This is a genomic window from Streptococcus oralis (assembly GCF_023110055.1).
In the GTDB taxonomy this organism is placed as follows: Bacteria; Bacillota; Bacilli; order Lactobacillales; family Streptococcaceae; genus Streptococcus; species Streptococcus oralis_BY.
Genome location: NZ_JALDVG010000001.1, coordinates 60627 through 73499 on the forward strand (window position 1 = coordinate 60627; position 12873 = coordinate 73499).

The window sequence follows — 12873 nt, forward strand, 5'->3', positions numbered from 1 at the left end:
AAAAGAAAATCAGTTTTTATTATTTTGAAAATAAAAAGAGAAGATAAAATTTGTCTTCTCTACATGAAAATATTGTATGGCATCAAAGCAAAAGTAACTGGCTTTACACTATTTGTTAAGATGTAATTTGGTTCAAAAAGAAAAGATAGATTTAAAAGTGGGGCAAATGATGAGGCAAATCAGTTATAGATAAGCAAAAAAGCCTTGGTTATCAAGGCTTTTCCTGTTGTATTTAGATGCCCCCTACAGGGATCGAACCTGTGACCCACGGATTAAGAGTCCGCTGCTCTGCCAGCTGAGCTAAGGAGGCAAAGAAAAAAGCTGTATTGGTGCCGAAACTTCACGGTTTGTATTGAACCCGCGCAATTAAGCAGGTGGGCAACTCGCTCTAACTGAAGCTGTTTCCGTGTGAGACGGCCTACATGCTGTTAGAAGACTTTTGTTTCCCTAATAATACAAAAAATAGTCGGTCAACACTTAAGTGTGAAGTCGTACACCACAGCGTTTCTATGTTTATATGATACCACTTTTTCAAAAAAAATCAAGAGGAAAGTGCAATTTTTTGAAAAGGATTTCAGATTTTTCGCAAACGGTCGATAGCTTCCTTTCTTTGAGCCAAAGCCCGTTCATATTTACCAGTATCTTCTGCTTGGAAATAGTGATGATTGCGGATTTTTTCTGGCAGATAGTCTTGCTTGACCCAATTTCCAGGATAGTTGTGTGGATAGAGATAGTCTTGGGCATTCCCTAGTTCCTTGCTTCCGCTGTAGTGTCCATCACGCAGGTGTCGCGGAATAGGCAAGTGCCCTGATGTTTTGAGGTCAGCAAGTGCCTTATCCATAGCTACATAGGCTGAGTTGGATTTTGGAGAAAGGGCCAAATCAATCACGACATTGGCAATGAGAATGCGGGCTTCTGGGAACCCAATCTTCTGGGCAGCATCCAGAGCAGTCACGGTATGAATCTGGGCTTCAGGGTTGGCCAAACCGATATCTTCATAGGCGATAACGGTCAAGCGACGAGCGAGACTAGGTAGGTCACCTGCCTCAATCAAGCGGGCAGCATAGTGGAGACTGGCATCCACATCCGAACCACGGATGGACTTTTGCAGTGCTGAGAGGACATCGTAGTGTCCATCCCCATCCTTGTCCATGGTAATGTAGCTACGTTGTAGGCTATTTTCCATGATGTCCAGAGTGATGTGGCGAATGCCCTTTTCATTCTCAGGGGTAGAGAGAACGGCCAAGTCCAGTGAGTTGAAGGCAGAGCGAAGATCTCCGTTTGTAGAGGTGGCAATGAAATCCAGCGCATCCTCATCTAGTTCCACTGGGAAATCAAAACCACGCTCAGGATTACTTAGAGCTATCTGAAGAGCCTCTTTGACGTTTTGGTTAGACAGAGGTTCCAACTCAAAAATCTGAACACGGCTACGAATGGCTGGTGTTACAGAAAAGAAGGGATTTTCAGTCGTCGCCCCAATCATGATGACCAGACCACTTTCCAAGAGTGGAAGGAGGAAGTCTTGCTTGGTCTTGTCTAGACGATGAATCTCGTCTAGCAATAGGACGAGACCACCAGAGAATTTAGCCTCTTCCGCAATTTCTTGCAGTCGTTTTTTACTATCTACTGTCGCATTGAAAGTTCGAAAGGCATACTTGGTCGTTCCAGCTATGGCAGAGGCAATACTAGTCTTGCCGATTCCAGGAGGTCCGTAGAGAATCATGGAGGACAGACGGTTGGCTTCCACCATGCGGCGGATGATTTTTCCAGGTCCGACCAGATGCTCCTGACCGATGACCTGGTCGATGGTTTTTGGGCGCATGCGAAGCGCGAGATTGTCTGGCATAGCAGTCCTTTCTAACATGGATTTTCTGATGTATATGTGGTAAGATGGTAGTATCTATTTTAGCATAATTCCGAGTATTCGGGGCGATTTAAGAGTCGCATAGAAAGAGGACAAAATGGCAACATACGGATTTTTAGATGTTTTAGAGGAAGAATTGGACAAGAACTTTCCCTTTGACTTTGAGATTAGCTGGGACAAGCGCAATCATGCAGTTGAAGTGAGTTTTTTATTGGAAGCACAAAATGCTGCGGGAGTAGAGATGCTAGACGAGGACGGAGAGGTGTCATCAGACGATATCCTCTTTGAGGAAGCAGTTCTTTTCTACAATCCTGCCAAGTCAACAGTCAATGCGGACGATTATCTGACTGTCATTCCTTACTTACCAAAGAAAGGCTTCTCTCGTGAATTTTTAGCTTATTTCGCCCTTTTTCTCAAAGATACTGCAGAGGTTGGGCTGGATGCACTCATGGATTTTTTGGAAGACCCAGAAGCAGAAGAATTTGTCATGGAATGGAACCAAGAAGTCTTTGAAGAAGGAAAAGTTGGCTTGGAGGAAGGAGAATTTTATCCTTATCCGAGATACTAGGAGTCTAGAAAAAGGTGACGTCAATGAATTTTAATAAAATAAAAATCAAAAAAGATTATTTACCATTTAATAATAAAATGATTGAGCTGCCTATTGAGGACTGTCATAATCTTATATTTGCTAGAAATGGAACTGGAAAGACAACAATTGCTAGAGAAATTTATGAGAATCGTGATAAGGAATCAAGGGAAGACGAAAAGTATAGTATTTTTTTTAATGATACCAATCCAGTTGACATTAACGAAAAAGAATATATTTATGTTTTTGGATATGACTTTTTTGTTAATTTTAATGTTGAAAATCCACTAATTTATGCAACTAATGATATTAATGATGTAAAAGAAGATATAGAAAACACTAATAAGGAAATAGAACTTTTAGCAAGACAGCTAGCACGATTTGGAGGAAGTAACAGTAATCCAGAGGCTACCATTGCTAGGAGATTGTATGATTTTGGAATAACTAGTGCTAAGTTTGACTCAAAACGCAAAGAAACATTTGTTGAAAAAGGAGAGTTAGGCTTTTTGAAAGAATTGGTTAACTCTGATTTGTATAGAAATTTGAAGGCACAATATCGAAAAAGTGATGGAAAGTATAAATACCAAAGGAATTTGTTCGATAGTATGCGTACTGAGAGAGAAATTGAGACAATTAAGTTATTGAGTAAATTTCCTGGTTTTTTTGAATTAGAGGAAAAGGTGAATTCTTTTGAAAAAAGGTTGCAAGAATCCTACACTGAATTGAATAAAATTGTTGAATCAGCACGTAAACCAACAGAGGGATTTCTTGATAAAATCAACTATTATGCAGCTAGGATTTTTTATTCAAAAGATAGATTAGAGTTTACAAAGAGTAGAGATAAATTGTATGAAGTAAAGTCTAGAGGTAAAAAATTAGACAATTTAAATCAGCTATCTACAGCTGAACAGAACATTGTCAATCTCATTTACTTTTTTTCACGTATTCTATATGAAATCGAAGTGAATCAGGTAACACAAAAGGTTTTAATTGTTTTAGATGACCCTATTGCAAGTACAGATTTTGAAAATAAAATAGGTATATACTCTTTTTTAAGAGAACAGATTAAGATTCTATCGAAACAAATAAATAACTTTACTTGTCTTATTTTTACCCATGATGAAGAGGTTTATTACCATTTTAATAAATTATTTAGCGACTTAGAATTAAACATCAAACGATATGAATTGTCACATGAAAATGGTTTGATGCAAATTAATTCGGAAAATAATTTCTACTCTAAGCATATAACTGATATATATCTATTTGCTTTAGGATATAAAAAAGAGTTGCAATTTTACATTGGAAATGTGATGCGAAAGGTATTGGAAGGATATTCAACTTTTAATTATTGTATGGGTATGGAGGAACTATCAACTTCAGTAGAAATTAAGAATGAGTTATCTACACAGGAAGAAAAAGGACTGTTTGATAATTTCTTATATAGATTGTTATTAAATTCTGAGAGTCATCAAAGTGACAATTCTAAGAAAACAGAACATAATAGAGTTGATTATTTTTCTATACAAGAAAAGCAAAATACAGCTAAAATTGTAATTTCATTGCTTTATCGATTAAATCCACTATATGTTGAAAGACATATTGCAGATTTTGTCGAAATGAGTGAAGACTTAAAGCAATTCAAAAAAGAAAAAGAAAACAAAGAAAATAGAATTGCAAAATATATTAGAGATATAATGAATAGAGAGAAAGGAATTAAAAGTACTGCAGGAGAAAAGCAAGAGGAAATTAAGGAAAAAAAACTTAGAATAGAAGAAGAAAAGGGGAATCTTGAGGAAGAACTCAAAGAACTCGAAAAATGTTATTTAATGGAATTTGCCAATGACAACTGGCGAGAAAAATTAAAGGAAAATATTGATTGTTGGCTGAGTATATAGAGGAATAATACATGGACAAATGGCAAGAGTTAAAAGTTACAGTGAAGCGTGAGGGGGAGGAGCTGGTCTCCAATCTCTTGATTGAGCTGGGGGCGCAAGGTGTTGCGATCAAAGACAGTATGGACTATGTGGGGAATGTGGATCGCTTCGGTGAGATTTTCCCAGAGGTTGAGCAACAAGAAGAAATCGTAGTGACCGCCTACTATCCTGATACGGTTGATGTAGCTGTGGTTGAGGCGGACTTGCAGGCTCGTCTGGCAGAATTGACAGACTTTATGGATCTAGGAGATGTCAAGATGGGCACGACTGACTTGGCTGAGGAAGACTGGGCAGACAACTGGAAGAAATATTATGAACCAGCTCGCATTACTCATGACTTGACCATCGTGCCGTCTTGGACGGACTATGAGGCGACTACGGGAGAAAAGATTATCAAGCTGGATCCTGGTATGGCCTTTGGTACGGGTACTCATCCAACGACCAAGATGAGCCTTTTTGCCTTGGAGCAGGTTCTTCGTGGTGGCGAAACGGTGCTAGATGTGGGGACTGGTTCAGGTGTTCTCTCCATTGCCAGCTCACTTCTTAGCGCTAAGGAAATTTTCGCCTATGACCTGGATGATGTAGCGGTTCGTGTTGCTCAGGAAAATATTGAGCTCAACCCTGGTATGGAAAATATTCATGTAGCGGCAGGAGATTTGCTTAAGGGTGTGGAGATTGAGGCAGATGTGATTGTAGCTAATATCCTGGCGGATATTCTCATTCATCTGACAGAGGATGCTTATCGCTTGGTCAAGGATGAAGGCTACCTCATCATGAGTGGCATTATCAAGGACAAGTGGGACATGGTGCGCGAGTCGGCTGAGTCAGCTGGATTTTTCCTTGAAACCCATATGATTCAAGGGGAATGGAATGCCTGTGTCTTTAAGAAGACTAAGGATATTTCAGGTGTGATTGGAGGCTAGCATGCAGCAGTATTTTGTCAAGGGCTGTGCAGTCTCTCCTGTCACTATTGAGGACAAGGAAACCAGCAAGCATATGTTTCAGGTCATGCGCTTGAAAGAAGATGATGAGGTGAGCTTGGTCTTTGATGATGGTATCAAGCGCTTGGCGCGCGTCTTGGATGTGGAAAATCGTCAGTTTAAATTGGTTGAAGAATTAGTTGACAATGTGGAACTGCCCGTTCAAGTAACCATCGCATCCGGCTTTCCCAAGGGAGACAAGCTGGAGTTTATTACTCAGAAAGTAACAGAACTAGGAGCTAGTCAAATCTGGGCCTTCCCTGCCGATTGGTCAGTCGCCAAGTGGGACGGCAAGAAACTAGGCAAAAAGGTTGAAAAACTAGAAAAAATCGCCCTTGGAGCGGCAGAACAAAGCAAGCGTAATATCGTTCCAACTATTCAGCTTTTCGAGAAAAAAGCAGATTTTCTAGCTCAGTTTGACCAGTTTGACTCTATCGTAGTAGCCTATGAAGAGTCAGCAAAAGAAGGAGAAGTCGCTGCGCTCCTGCAATCAGTCGCTGGTCTTGAAAAAGGAGCCAAACTGCTCTTTATCTTTGGTCCAGAAGGCGGTATCTCACCAGCAGAAATCGAAAGTTTTGAAGCTAAAGGAGCCGTCTTGGCAGGACTTGGCCCTCGCATCTTGCGAGCGGAAACAGCCCCACTTTACGCCTTATCAGCCCTTAGTGTTTTAGTAGAATTAGAGAAATAAGAGGAAGAAAATGGAACAAAAACACCGTTCAGAATTTCCAGAGAAGGAACTTTGGGATTTAACCGCCCTTTACCAAGACCGTGAGGATTTCTTGCGAGCAATCGAGAAAACGCGCGAAGATATCAACCAATTTAGCCGTGACTACAAGGGCAATCTTCATACTTTTGAGGATTTCGAGAAGGCCTTTGCGGAATTGGAACAAATTTATATTCAGATGAGCCATATTGGCAATTACGCCTTTATGCCTCAGACGACCGATTATAGTAATGAAGATTTTGCTAATATTGCCCAGGCTGGGATGGAATTTGAAACAGATGCCAGCGTAGCCTTGACCTTCTTTGACGACGCCTTGGTGGCAGCAGACGAGGAGGTCTTGGACCGTTTGGGTAAATTGCCTCACTTGACGGCAGCCATTCGTCAGGCTAAAATCAAAAAAGCCCACTATCTAGGGGCTGATGTGGAGAAGGCCTTGACCAATCTGGGTGAAGTTTTCTATAGTCCGCAGGATATTTATACTAAGATGCGAGCTGGGGACTTTGAAATGACTGACTTTGAAGCCCATGGCAAGACCTACAAAAATAGCTTTGTTACCTATGAAAATTTCTACCAAAACCACGAGGACGCTGAGGTTCGTGAAAAATCCTTCCGTTCCTTCTCAGAAGGACTACGTAAGCACCAAAATACAGCTGCAGCAGCCTATTTAGCCCAAGTCAAGTCGGAAAAACTCTTGGCAGATATGAAGGGCTACGACTCAGTCTTTGATTATCTCCTAGCTGAGCAAGAAGTGGACCGTGCCATGTTTGACCGCCAGATTGACCTCATCATGAAGGATTTTGCGCCAGTTGCTCAGAGATACCTCAAGCATGTTGCCAAGGTCAATGGTCTTGAAAAGATGACCTTTGCAGACTGGAAATTGGACTTGGACAGCGCCCTCAATCCTGAAGTGACTATTGATGACGCCTATGATTTGGTCATGAAGTCAGTAGAACCTTTGGGACAAGAATATTGTCAGGAAGTTGCGCGCTATCAAGAAGAACGCTGGGTGGACTTTGCTGCTAATAGTGGCAAGGATTCTGGTGGTTATGCGGCGGATCCATATCGCGTGCACCCTTATGTCCTCATGAGCTGGACAGGCCGTTTGAGCGATGTCTATACCTTGATTCATGAAATCGGGCATTCTGGTCAATTTATCTTTTCAGACAACCACCAGAGCTATTTCAACGCCCACATGTCGACCTACTATGTCGAAGCGCCGTCAACCTTCAATGAATTGCTTTTAAGTGATTATTTGGAGCACCAGTCTGACGACCCTCGTCAAAAACGCTTTGCCCTTGCTCATCGTCTGACAGACACCTACTTCCATAACTTTATCACCCACCTCTTGGAAGCAGCCTTCCAGCATAAGGTTTATACATTGATTGAGGAAGGGGAGACCTTTGGAGCAAGCAAGCTCAACAGCATTATGAAGGAAGTTTTGACAGATTTCTGGGGAGATGCTATTGAAATTGACGACGATGCGGCCTTGACTTGGATGCGCCAAGCCCACTACTACATGGGCTTGTATAGCTACACCTACTCTGCTGGTCTTGTCATCTCGACAGCAGGTTATCTCCATCTGAAAAACTCTGAGAATGGGGCTAGAGACTGGCTCAATCTCCTTAAATCAGGTGGCAGTAAGACACCGCTTGAGTCAGCCATGATTATCGGAGCGGATATCTCAACAGACAAACCACTCCGTGATACCATCCAATTTTTGTCAGACACAGTTGACCAGATTATTGCCTACAGTGCTGAGTTGGGGGAGTAAAGAAACAGGATGTCAGAATTAAACCTACTATAGAGTACGTACTGAATTCGAAGTTTAATGAACAGAAAGTCATCTTCGGATGACTTTTTGATAAGTTACTAGAAATGTAGAGGTACTTGAGATGTATGAAGAATTACAAAGAAAAGTGACAGAAGAAAAACCAAGCTATAGTCGAGAAGAAATTCAGTGGTTGCTTGATCATTTAGGAGATCCCTCTCCAGAAATTCGAGACGAACTTGTTTTTACGAGTTTGGCTAGAGGGATTCAAGAAGAACTGTTTTCCCTTGAACAGTTTCAGTTTATCTCAGAAGAGGTCTCCTCTGATGAAGGTCTATACAAAGAGATTGATAGTAGAGGAGTTTCGGCTCTTAAACGTTCTTTTAGGGCGCTTATTTATGCCAATCTTTTGTCTGCAGATGGTAACGAGCACTCTCTTTTCTATAAAGGTTTAAAAGCTGATATAAGAAATGCTATGCTATCTCAAGGTTTGTATTATCTTAAAAAAGAAAAGGATACGACAGGTTTTTCAAGTCAGTATGGTTGGGTTCACGCTTTTGCGCATGGAGCGGATCTCTTGACTGAAGTCGTTTGTCATCCAGATTTTCCTAGTAACAGAGTTTCTGAAGTATTTGATGTACTGGGTCAACTATTTAAAAGAATTCCCATTCGTTTTACAAATGATGAGGATTGGCGGTTAGCGAGAGTACTTTATGAACCCATTTTGCAAGGGAAATTAGATCAGGAACAAGTAGCTTCTTGGATAAAAACTGTTGATTTTCCAATAGAAGAGACCGAAGATTTTTATAAATTTTCCAATTTCAGATCCTGTCTGTTGGAAGTCTATATCCAACTTGACCAGAGAAATAGTTTACAAGATGCCTTGAAAGAAGCCATTCAATCTTTTCAGTACTAAGTCTAAGAGAGTCGTTTCATGATTTTCAAGTAACTTTCCAGTCAATTTTCTTGAAACCCTTTCCTTCTTCTGATAGACTAATACATAGTTTGAAAAAAGGAGACTTATCATGAAAAAATTTGTTGCTGAATTAATCGGTACATTTATGCTTGTGTTCATTGGAACAGGAGCTGTTGTTTTTGGAAATGGTCTTAATGGCCTTGGACACCTTGGAATTGCTTTTGCCTTTGGTTTGGCAATTGTAGTTGCAGCTTTCTCAATCGGAACTGTTTCAGGTGCTCACTTGAACCCAGCTGTTTCGATCGCTATGTTTGTAAACAAACGTTTGTCATCTTCAGAACTCGTAAACTACATCCTTGGACAAGTAGTTGGAGCTTTCCTTGCGTCAGCTGCAGTATTCTTCCTCTTGTCTAACTCAGGCATGTCAACTGCTAGTCTTGGTGAAAATGCCTTGGCAAACGGTGTCACTGTCTTTGGTGGATTCTTGTTTGAAGTCATCGCAACTTTCTTGTTTGTCCTAGTTATCATGACTGTAACATCAGAAAGCAAGGGAAATGGTGCGATTGCTGGTTTAGTAATCGGTTTGTCCTTGATGGCGATGATCCTTGTTGGATTGAACATTACTGGACTTTCAGTTAACCCAGCTCGTAGCTTGGCACCAGCTGTCTTGGTCGGTGGCGCAGCCCTTCAACAAGTATGGATTTTCATCCTTGCCCCAATCGTTGGTGGTGTTCTTGCAGCTCTTGTTGCGAAAAACTTCCTTGGAACAGAAGAATAATTGAAACTCAAAAAGCCTTGCTCCTCAGCTTGAGGAACAGGGCTTTTTCGTATGATACTCTTCGAAAATCTCTTCAAACCACGTCAGCGTCCATCTGCAACCTCAAAACACTGTTTTGAGCTGACTTCGTCAATCTTATCTATAACCTCAAAGCAGTGCTTTGAGCAACCTGCGGCTAGCTTCCTAGTTTGCTCTTTGATTTTCATTGAGTATGAGTTTAGCGGTTGTCAATTTTCTCTGGATAAAGGTCGTGTTGGAAGAGGCGTTGTTCTGCCAATCCTTCATACTTAGTTCCAGGTCTACCGTAGTTGTAGTAGGGGTCAATTGAAATGCCACCGCGCGGAGTGAATTTTCCCCAGACTTCTAAATAGCGAGGGTCTAGCAAGTTGACCAAGTCTTTCCCTATGGTGTTGATACAGTTTTCGTGAAAATCCCCATGATTTCGGTAGCTAAAGAGGTAGAGTTTGAGGGATTTTGACTCGACACAGAGCTTGTCAGGAATGTAGGAAATATAAATGGTCGCAAAGTCTGGTTGAGCAGTGATAGGGCACAGCGAGGTAAATTCAGGACAGTTGAATTTGATGAAATAGTCATTTTCAACATGACGATTGTCAAAGGATTCGAGGACTTCTGGTTGATAGTCGAAAATGTAGTTGGTTTCTTTATTGCCTAGTAGGCTTAGGTTTTTCATTTCTTCTTGTTGTGACATGATTTTTTCTTTCTAATCTTAAACACCACGTTGGTTGTCGTAGAGGAGGGTATGAAGTTGAGGAAGGACGCGGACATTGCCCCAGCTATCGTCAGCAGCGACATGTTCCCAGAGTTCTTTGAGGCGATCCAGTTGGTCTTGGACAATATTGCCTGTAGCCTTGGGCTCAGGATTTCCTGCTGATAAGAAGAGGACATCTGGTTGGTAGCGTTCTTGAACCTCTTTGGCAAAGGCCAAATCGGCATCGTCAAAGACAGGGATTTTAAAGGTGACCTTGCCTGGGTCCAGTTGGGAAACGATAAAGTCCAAGGTCTCAAAGTTGACTTCCATCTTTGATGAAGGAGGCTTGGGACTCAGAGTGACCTGATCGATATCTTTTAACCAATTTTGCCAGCGGGAGCCTTGGGTCTCAACTGCCAGAGTGACACCACGTTCCTTGAGCTTGGTGACGAGTTCGGCCATGTTGGCTGCTAGGATAGCAGGATTTCCCCCAGATAGGGTTACATAGTCGTAGCTTCCTAGCTTATCTAAGGCAGCAATGACTTCATCAGCGGTCATGCGAGTTGGCTTTTCAGAACCATCCCAAGTAAAGGCAGAGTCGCACCAGTCGCAATGGTAGTCGCAACCAGCAGTACGGACAAACATGGTTTTCTGCCCGATGGCACGACCTTCACCTTGAAAGGTTGGGCCAAAGATTTCCAGAACTGGTAGTTTGAGGACACGTTCCCTAGTCATCTAACCACTCCCGTCTAAACTCTGCAAAGGCAGTCGGAGTCTCATAGAGACGAACGTATTCCATACGGAGACCGCGTTCGTCTGGCAACTCTTGACTCATGGTTTGGAAAATCCAGTAAACCATGTTTTCAGCGGTTGTATTCATATAAGGCAGGGTTTCATTGAGATAGCGATGATCCAAATGGGGCTCTAAGTAGTCCTTGTAGATAGCTTTGATATCTCCAAAATCGTAGGTCATACCCCGTTCATCTAAAAATCCACTGACAGCAATCTGCAGATGATAAGTGTGGCCGTGCAGGGATTTGCATTTTCCCTCATAGTGAAAGAGGTGGTGGGCAGCGTCGAAAGTAAACTCTTTTGATACCAAGGTTCTGTGAGGATTGTAGACAAGAGACTCCCCAGTTTCCTGTTTGATTTCTTTGGGTGCAAAAAACATTAGCCCACTCCTTTCTGTGAGAGATAAACATCAAGGCCATGCTGACGCAGGTGGCAGGCTGGGCAATCTCCACAGCCACTTCCGATAATCCCATTGTAGCAGGTCAAGGTCTTTTCACGAACATAGTCAAAGGCACCGAGTTGGTCGGCTAATTCCCAAGTTTCAGCCTTGTCTAGCCACATGAGAGGCGTTTGGATAACGAAGTCGTAATCCATGGCAAGGTTGAGAGTAACATTGAGAGATTTGACAAAGACATCTCGACAGTCAGGGTAGCCTGAGAAGTCTGTCTCGCAGACACCTGTGACGATGTCTTTAATGCCTCGTTGCTTGGCAAGAACTGCCGCAAAGGACAGAAAGAGGTGGTTGCGACCGTCAACGAAGGTATTGGGAACCTCTCCCTCTTTTTGCTCGATTTCCAGATCAGAGGTCAGGGCATTTTCAGTGATTTGTCCCAGCAGAGACATATCTAAGATGTGATGACGAATACCTTGTTCCTTAGCGATTTCTCTAGCAACTTGAATTTCGAGATGATGGCGTTGGCCGTAGGCAAAGGTGACGGCTTCGACTGTTTCATAGTGTTCTTTAGCCCAAAAGAGGCAGGTTGTAGAATCTTGACCGCCGCTAAAGACGACCAAGGCTGATTGACGTTTCATAGTACTCCTTCTAAAATGGGAAATGTTCAGAGAACGCAAAAAGCTCCCTTGAGGGGAGCTAAAAAATACCAATTAGAGGTTTTTTTTAGCGATGGCATGTCCCAAACATCGTAATATTCTACATACAGTCTAGCATATTTTTTGAAAAATGGCAAAGGGCAAGAAAAAAGAGACCAAATAAAGCACTTGGTCTCTCGTGTGATTAGCTCAATTCAGCAACGATAGCCTTGATTTGTTCTGCTGTGTGTACTCCAGCAACTTGTTTTACCACTTGGCCATCTTTCTTGAAGAGAAGAGTTGGGATAGACATGATTCCAAAGGCACGAGCTGTGTTTGGATTTTCATCAACGTCCATTTTAACGATTTTCAAAACATCTTCTGAAAGTTCTTCAGACAATTTGTCCAAGATTGGACCTTGCATACGACATGGACCACACCAAGTTGCCCAGAAGTCTACCAAGACCAAACCGTCTTTTGTTTCTTGTTCAAATGTTGCATCTGTAATTGCTTTTGCCATTGTATTTCTCCTTTTTTAGTTATATTGGCTTAAATCTTGTTTCATGAGATAGAAGAAGACATCTCCATAAGTCCCATGGTAGTCCAAATCATGACCATTGTAGGTTAATTTTTGGACAGTGTAGTAATCCGCGACGCCGATAAGGCAGGCATGTTGAGAACGCTCAAAGTCTTGGTAAGACTCGAAAGTCATAGTTCTCTCTTGCTTGCTGGCGTCTAGATAAGTAATTTCGATCATATAAAACTCCTTTGTTCGATCTTGACTTTATTG

General features: G+C 41.9%; 14 protein-coding genes and 1 tRNA gene. 7 read left to right on the plus strand and 8 right to left on the minus strand.

The genetic code is table 11. From position 1 onward, the window contains the following. Positions 1–237: 237 nt before the first annotated feature. Together M1G01_RS00380 and M1G01_RS00385 are read right to left on the minus strand one after the other, a co-directional pair. Positions 238–310, minus strand: a tRNA-Lys gene (locus tag M1G01_RS00380). 264 nt (positions 311–574) lie between these two features. After that, a complete protein-coding gene (locus tag M1G01_RS00385; protein WP_247930880.1) occupies positions 575–1846 on the minus strand; it encodes a replication-associated recombination protein A in 1272 nt (423 codons plus the stop codon). Between the two features lie 115 nt (positions 1847–1961). On the opposite strand from M1G01_RS00385, the gene M1G01_RS00390 reads away from it, so the two are divergent. From M1G01_RS00390 to M1G01_RS00420, 7 genes are all read left to right on the plus strand, one after another. Beyond that, complete coding sequence (locus tag M1G01_RS00390; RefSeq protein ID WP_247930881.1) at positions 1962–2432, plus strand: DUF3013 family protein; 471 nt, start codon at positions 1962–1964, stop codon at positions 2430–2432. 23 nt (positions 2433–2455) lie between these two features. Further along, positions 2456–4348, plus strand: coding sequence for an AAA family ATPase (locus M1G01_RS00395; protein WP_247930882.1), 1893 nt, complete (start codon positions 2456–2458; stop codon positions 4346–4348). An 11-nt stretch (positions 4349–4359) separates the two neighbouring features. Continuing rightward, positions 4360–5310 carry a 50S ribosomal protein L11 methyltransferase gene (gene prmA, locus M1G01_RS00400; protein WP_247930883.1) on the plus strand — a complete coding sequence of 317 codons (951 nt, stop codon included), beginning with the start codon at positions 4360–4362 and terminating at the stop codon, positions 5308–5310. A 1-nt stretch (position 5311) separates the two neighbouring features. Continuing rightward, positions 5312–6055, plus strand: coding sequence for a 16S rRNA (uracil(1498)-N(3))-methyltransferase (locus M1G01_RS00405; protein ID WP_247930884.1), 744 nt, complete (start codon positions 5312–5314; stop codon positions 6053–6055). A 10-nt stretch (positions 6056–6065) separates the two neighbouring features. Further along, entirely contained in the window at positions 6066–7862 is a 1797-nt protein-coding gene (pepF, locus tag M1G01_RS00410; RefSeq protein ID WP_247930885.1) for an oligoendopeptidase F, read from the plus strand. 121 nt (positions 7863–7983) lie between these two features. Beyond that, positions 7984–8775, plus strand: coding sequence for a DUF2785 domain-containing protein (locus M1G01_RS00415; protein ID WP_247930886.1), 792 nt, complete (start codon positions 7984–7986; stop codon positions 8773–8775). 109 nt (positions 8776–8884) lie between these two features. Next, the gene (locus M1G01_RS00420) at positions 8885–9553 is read left to right on the plus strand and encodes an MIP/aquaporin family protein (RefSeq protein ID WP_084944124.1); all 669 of its coding nucleotides are present in this window, start codon (positions 8885–8887) and stop codon (positions 9551–9553) included. Between the two features lie 217 nt (positions 9554–9770). Here M1G01_RS00420 and queF read toward each other — a convergent pair whose 3' ends face one another. The 6 genes from queF to M1G01_RS00450 all read right to left on the minus strand — a co-directional run bounded on the left by queF (position 9771) and on the right by M1G01_RS00450 (position 12840). Continuing rightward, positions 9771–10262: a preQ(1) synthase gene (gene queF, locus M1G01_RS00425; protein WP_000082582.1), complete on the minus strand. Its 492-nt coding sequence runs from the start codon at positions 10260–10262 to the stop codon at positions 9771–9773. An 18-nt stretch (positions 10263–10280) separates the two neighbouring features. Next, positions 10281–10997 carry a 7-carboxy-7-deazaguanine synthase QueE gene (queE, locus tag M1G01_RS00430; RefSeq protein WP_125448671.1) on the minus strand — a complete coding sequence of 239 codons (717 nt, stop codon included), beginning with the start codon at positions 10995–10997 and terminating at the stop codon, positions 10281–10283. After that, positions 10990–11433, minus strand: coding sequence for a 6-carboxytetrahydropterin synthase QueD (gene queD / locus M1G01_RS00435; protein ID WP_000464570.1), 444 nt, complete (start codon positions 11431–11433; stop codon positions 10990–10992). Before queD ends, queE begins: the two co-directional genes overlap by 8 nt. After that, the gene (gene queC / locus M1G01_RS00440) at positions 11433–12086 is read right to left on the minus strand and encodes a 7-cyano-7-deazaguanine synthase QueC (RefSeq protein ID WP_095725852.1); all 654 of its coding nucleotides are present in this window, start codon (positions 12084–12086) and stop codon (positions 11433–11435) included. Before queC ends, queD begins: the two co-directional genes overlap by 1 nt. Positions 12087–12288: 202 nt before the next feature. Beyond that, positions 12289–12603 (minus strand): thioredoxin, encoded by a 315-nt coding sequence (gene trxA / locus M1G01_RS00445; RefSeq protein WP_001029581.1) that lies wholly within the window; start codon positions 12601–12603, stop codon positions 12289–12291. Positions 12604–12618: 15 nt separating this feature from the next. After that, positions 12619–12840 carry a DUF4649 family protein gene (locus tag M1G01_RS00450; RefSeq protein WP_000570263.1) on the minus strand — a complete coding sequence of 74 codons (222 nt, stop codon included), beginning with the start codon at positions 12838–12840 and terminating at the stop codon, positions 12619–12621. Between the last annotated feature and the right edge of the window lie 33 nt (positions 12841–12873).

Excerpts from the sequence above, each read along its gene's own strand:
- queC (WP_095725852.1), bottom strand. The coding sequence starts at position 12,086 with ATGAAACGTCAATCAGCCTTGGTCGTCTTTAGCGGCGGTCAAGATTCT.
- queD (WP_000464570.1), bottom strand. The coding sequence starts at position 11,433 with ATGTTTTTTGCACCCAAAGAAATCAAACAGGAAACTGGGGAGTCTCTT.
- M1G01_RS00395 (WP_247930882.1), top strand. The coding sequence starts at position 2,456 with ATGAATTTTAATAAAATAAAAATCAAAAAAGATTATTTACCATTTAAT.
- M1G01_RS00405 (WP_247930884.1), top strand. The coding sequence starts at position 5,312 with ATGCAGCAGTATTTTGTCAAGGGCTGTGCAGTCTCTCCTGTCACTATT.
- queF (WP_000082582.1), bottom strand. The coding sequence starts at position 10,262 with ATGTCACAACAAGAAGAAATGAAAAACCTAAGCCTACTAGGCAATAAA.
- prmA (WP_247930883.1), top strand. The coding sequence starts at position 4,360 with ATGGACAAATGGCAAGAGTTAAAAGTTACAGTGAAGCGTGAGGGGGAG.
- M1G01_RS00385 (WP_247930880.1), bottom strand. The coding sequence starts at position 1,846 with ATGCCAGACAATCTCGCGCTTCGCATGCGCCCAAAAACCATCGACCAG.
- queE (WP_125448671.1), bottom strand. The coding sequence starts at position 10,997 with ATGACTAGGGAACGTGTCCTCAAACTACCAGTTCTGGAAATCTTTGGC.
- trxA (WP_001029581.1), bottom strand. The coding sequence starts at position 12,603 with ATGGCAAAAGCAATTACAGATGCAACATTTGAACAAGAAACAAAAGAC.
- M1G01_RS00390 (WP_247930881.1), top strand. The coding sequence starts at position 1,962 with ATGGCAACATACGGATTTTTAGATGTTTTAGAGGAAGAATTGGACAAG.
- M1G01_RS00420 (WP_084944124.1), top strand. The coding sequence starts at position 8,885 with ATGAAAAAATTTGTTGCTGAATTAATCGGTACATTTATGCTTGTGTTC.
- M1G01_RS00415 (WP_247930886.1), top strand. The coding sequence starts at position 7,984 with ATGTATGAAGAATTACAAAGAAAAGTGACAGAAGAAAAACCAAGCTAT.
- M1G01_RS00450 (WP_000570263.1), bottom strand. The coding sequence starts at position 12,840 with ATGATCGAAATTACTTATCTAGACGCCAGCAAGCAAGAGAGAACTATG.
- pepF (WP_247930885.1), top strand. The coding sequence starts at position 6,066 with ATGGAACAAAAACACCGTTCAGAATTTCCAGAGAAGGAACTTTGGGAT.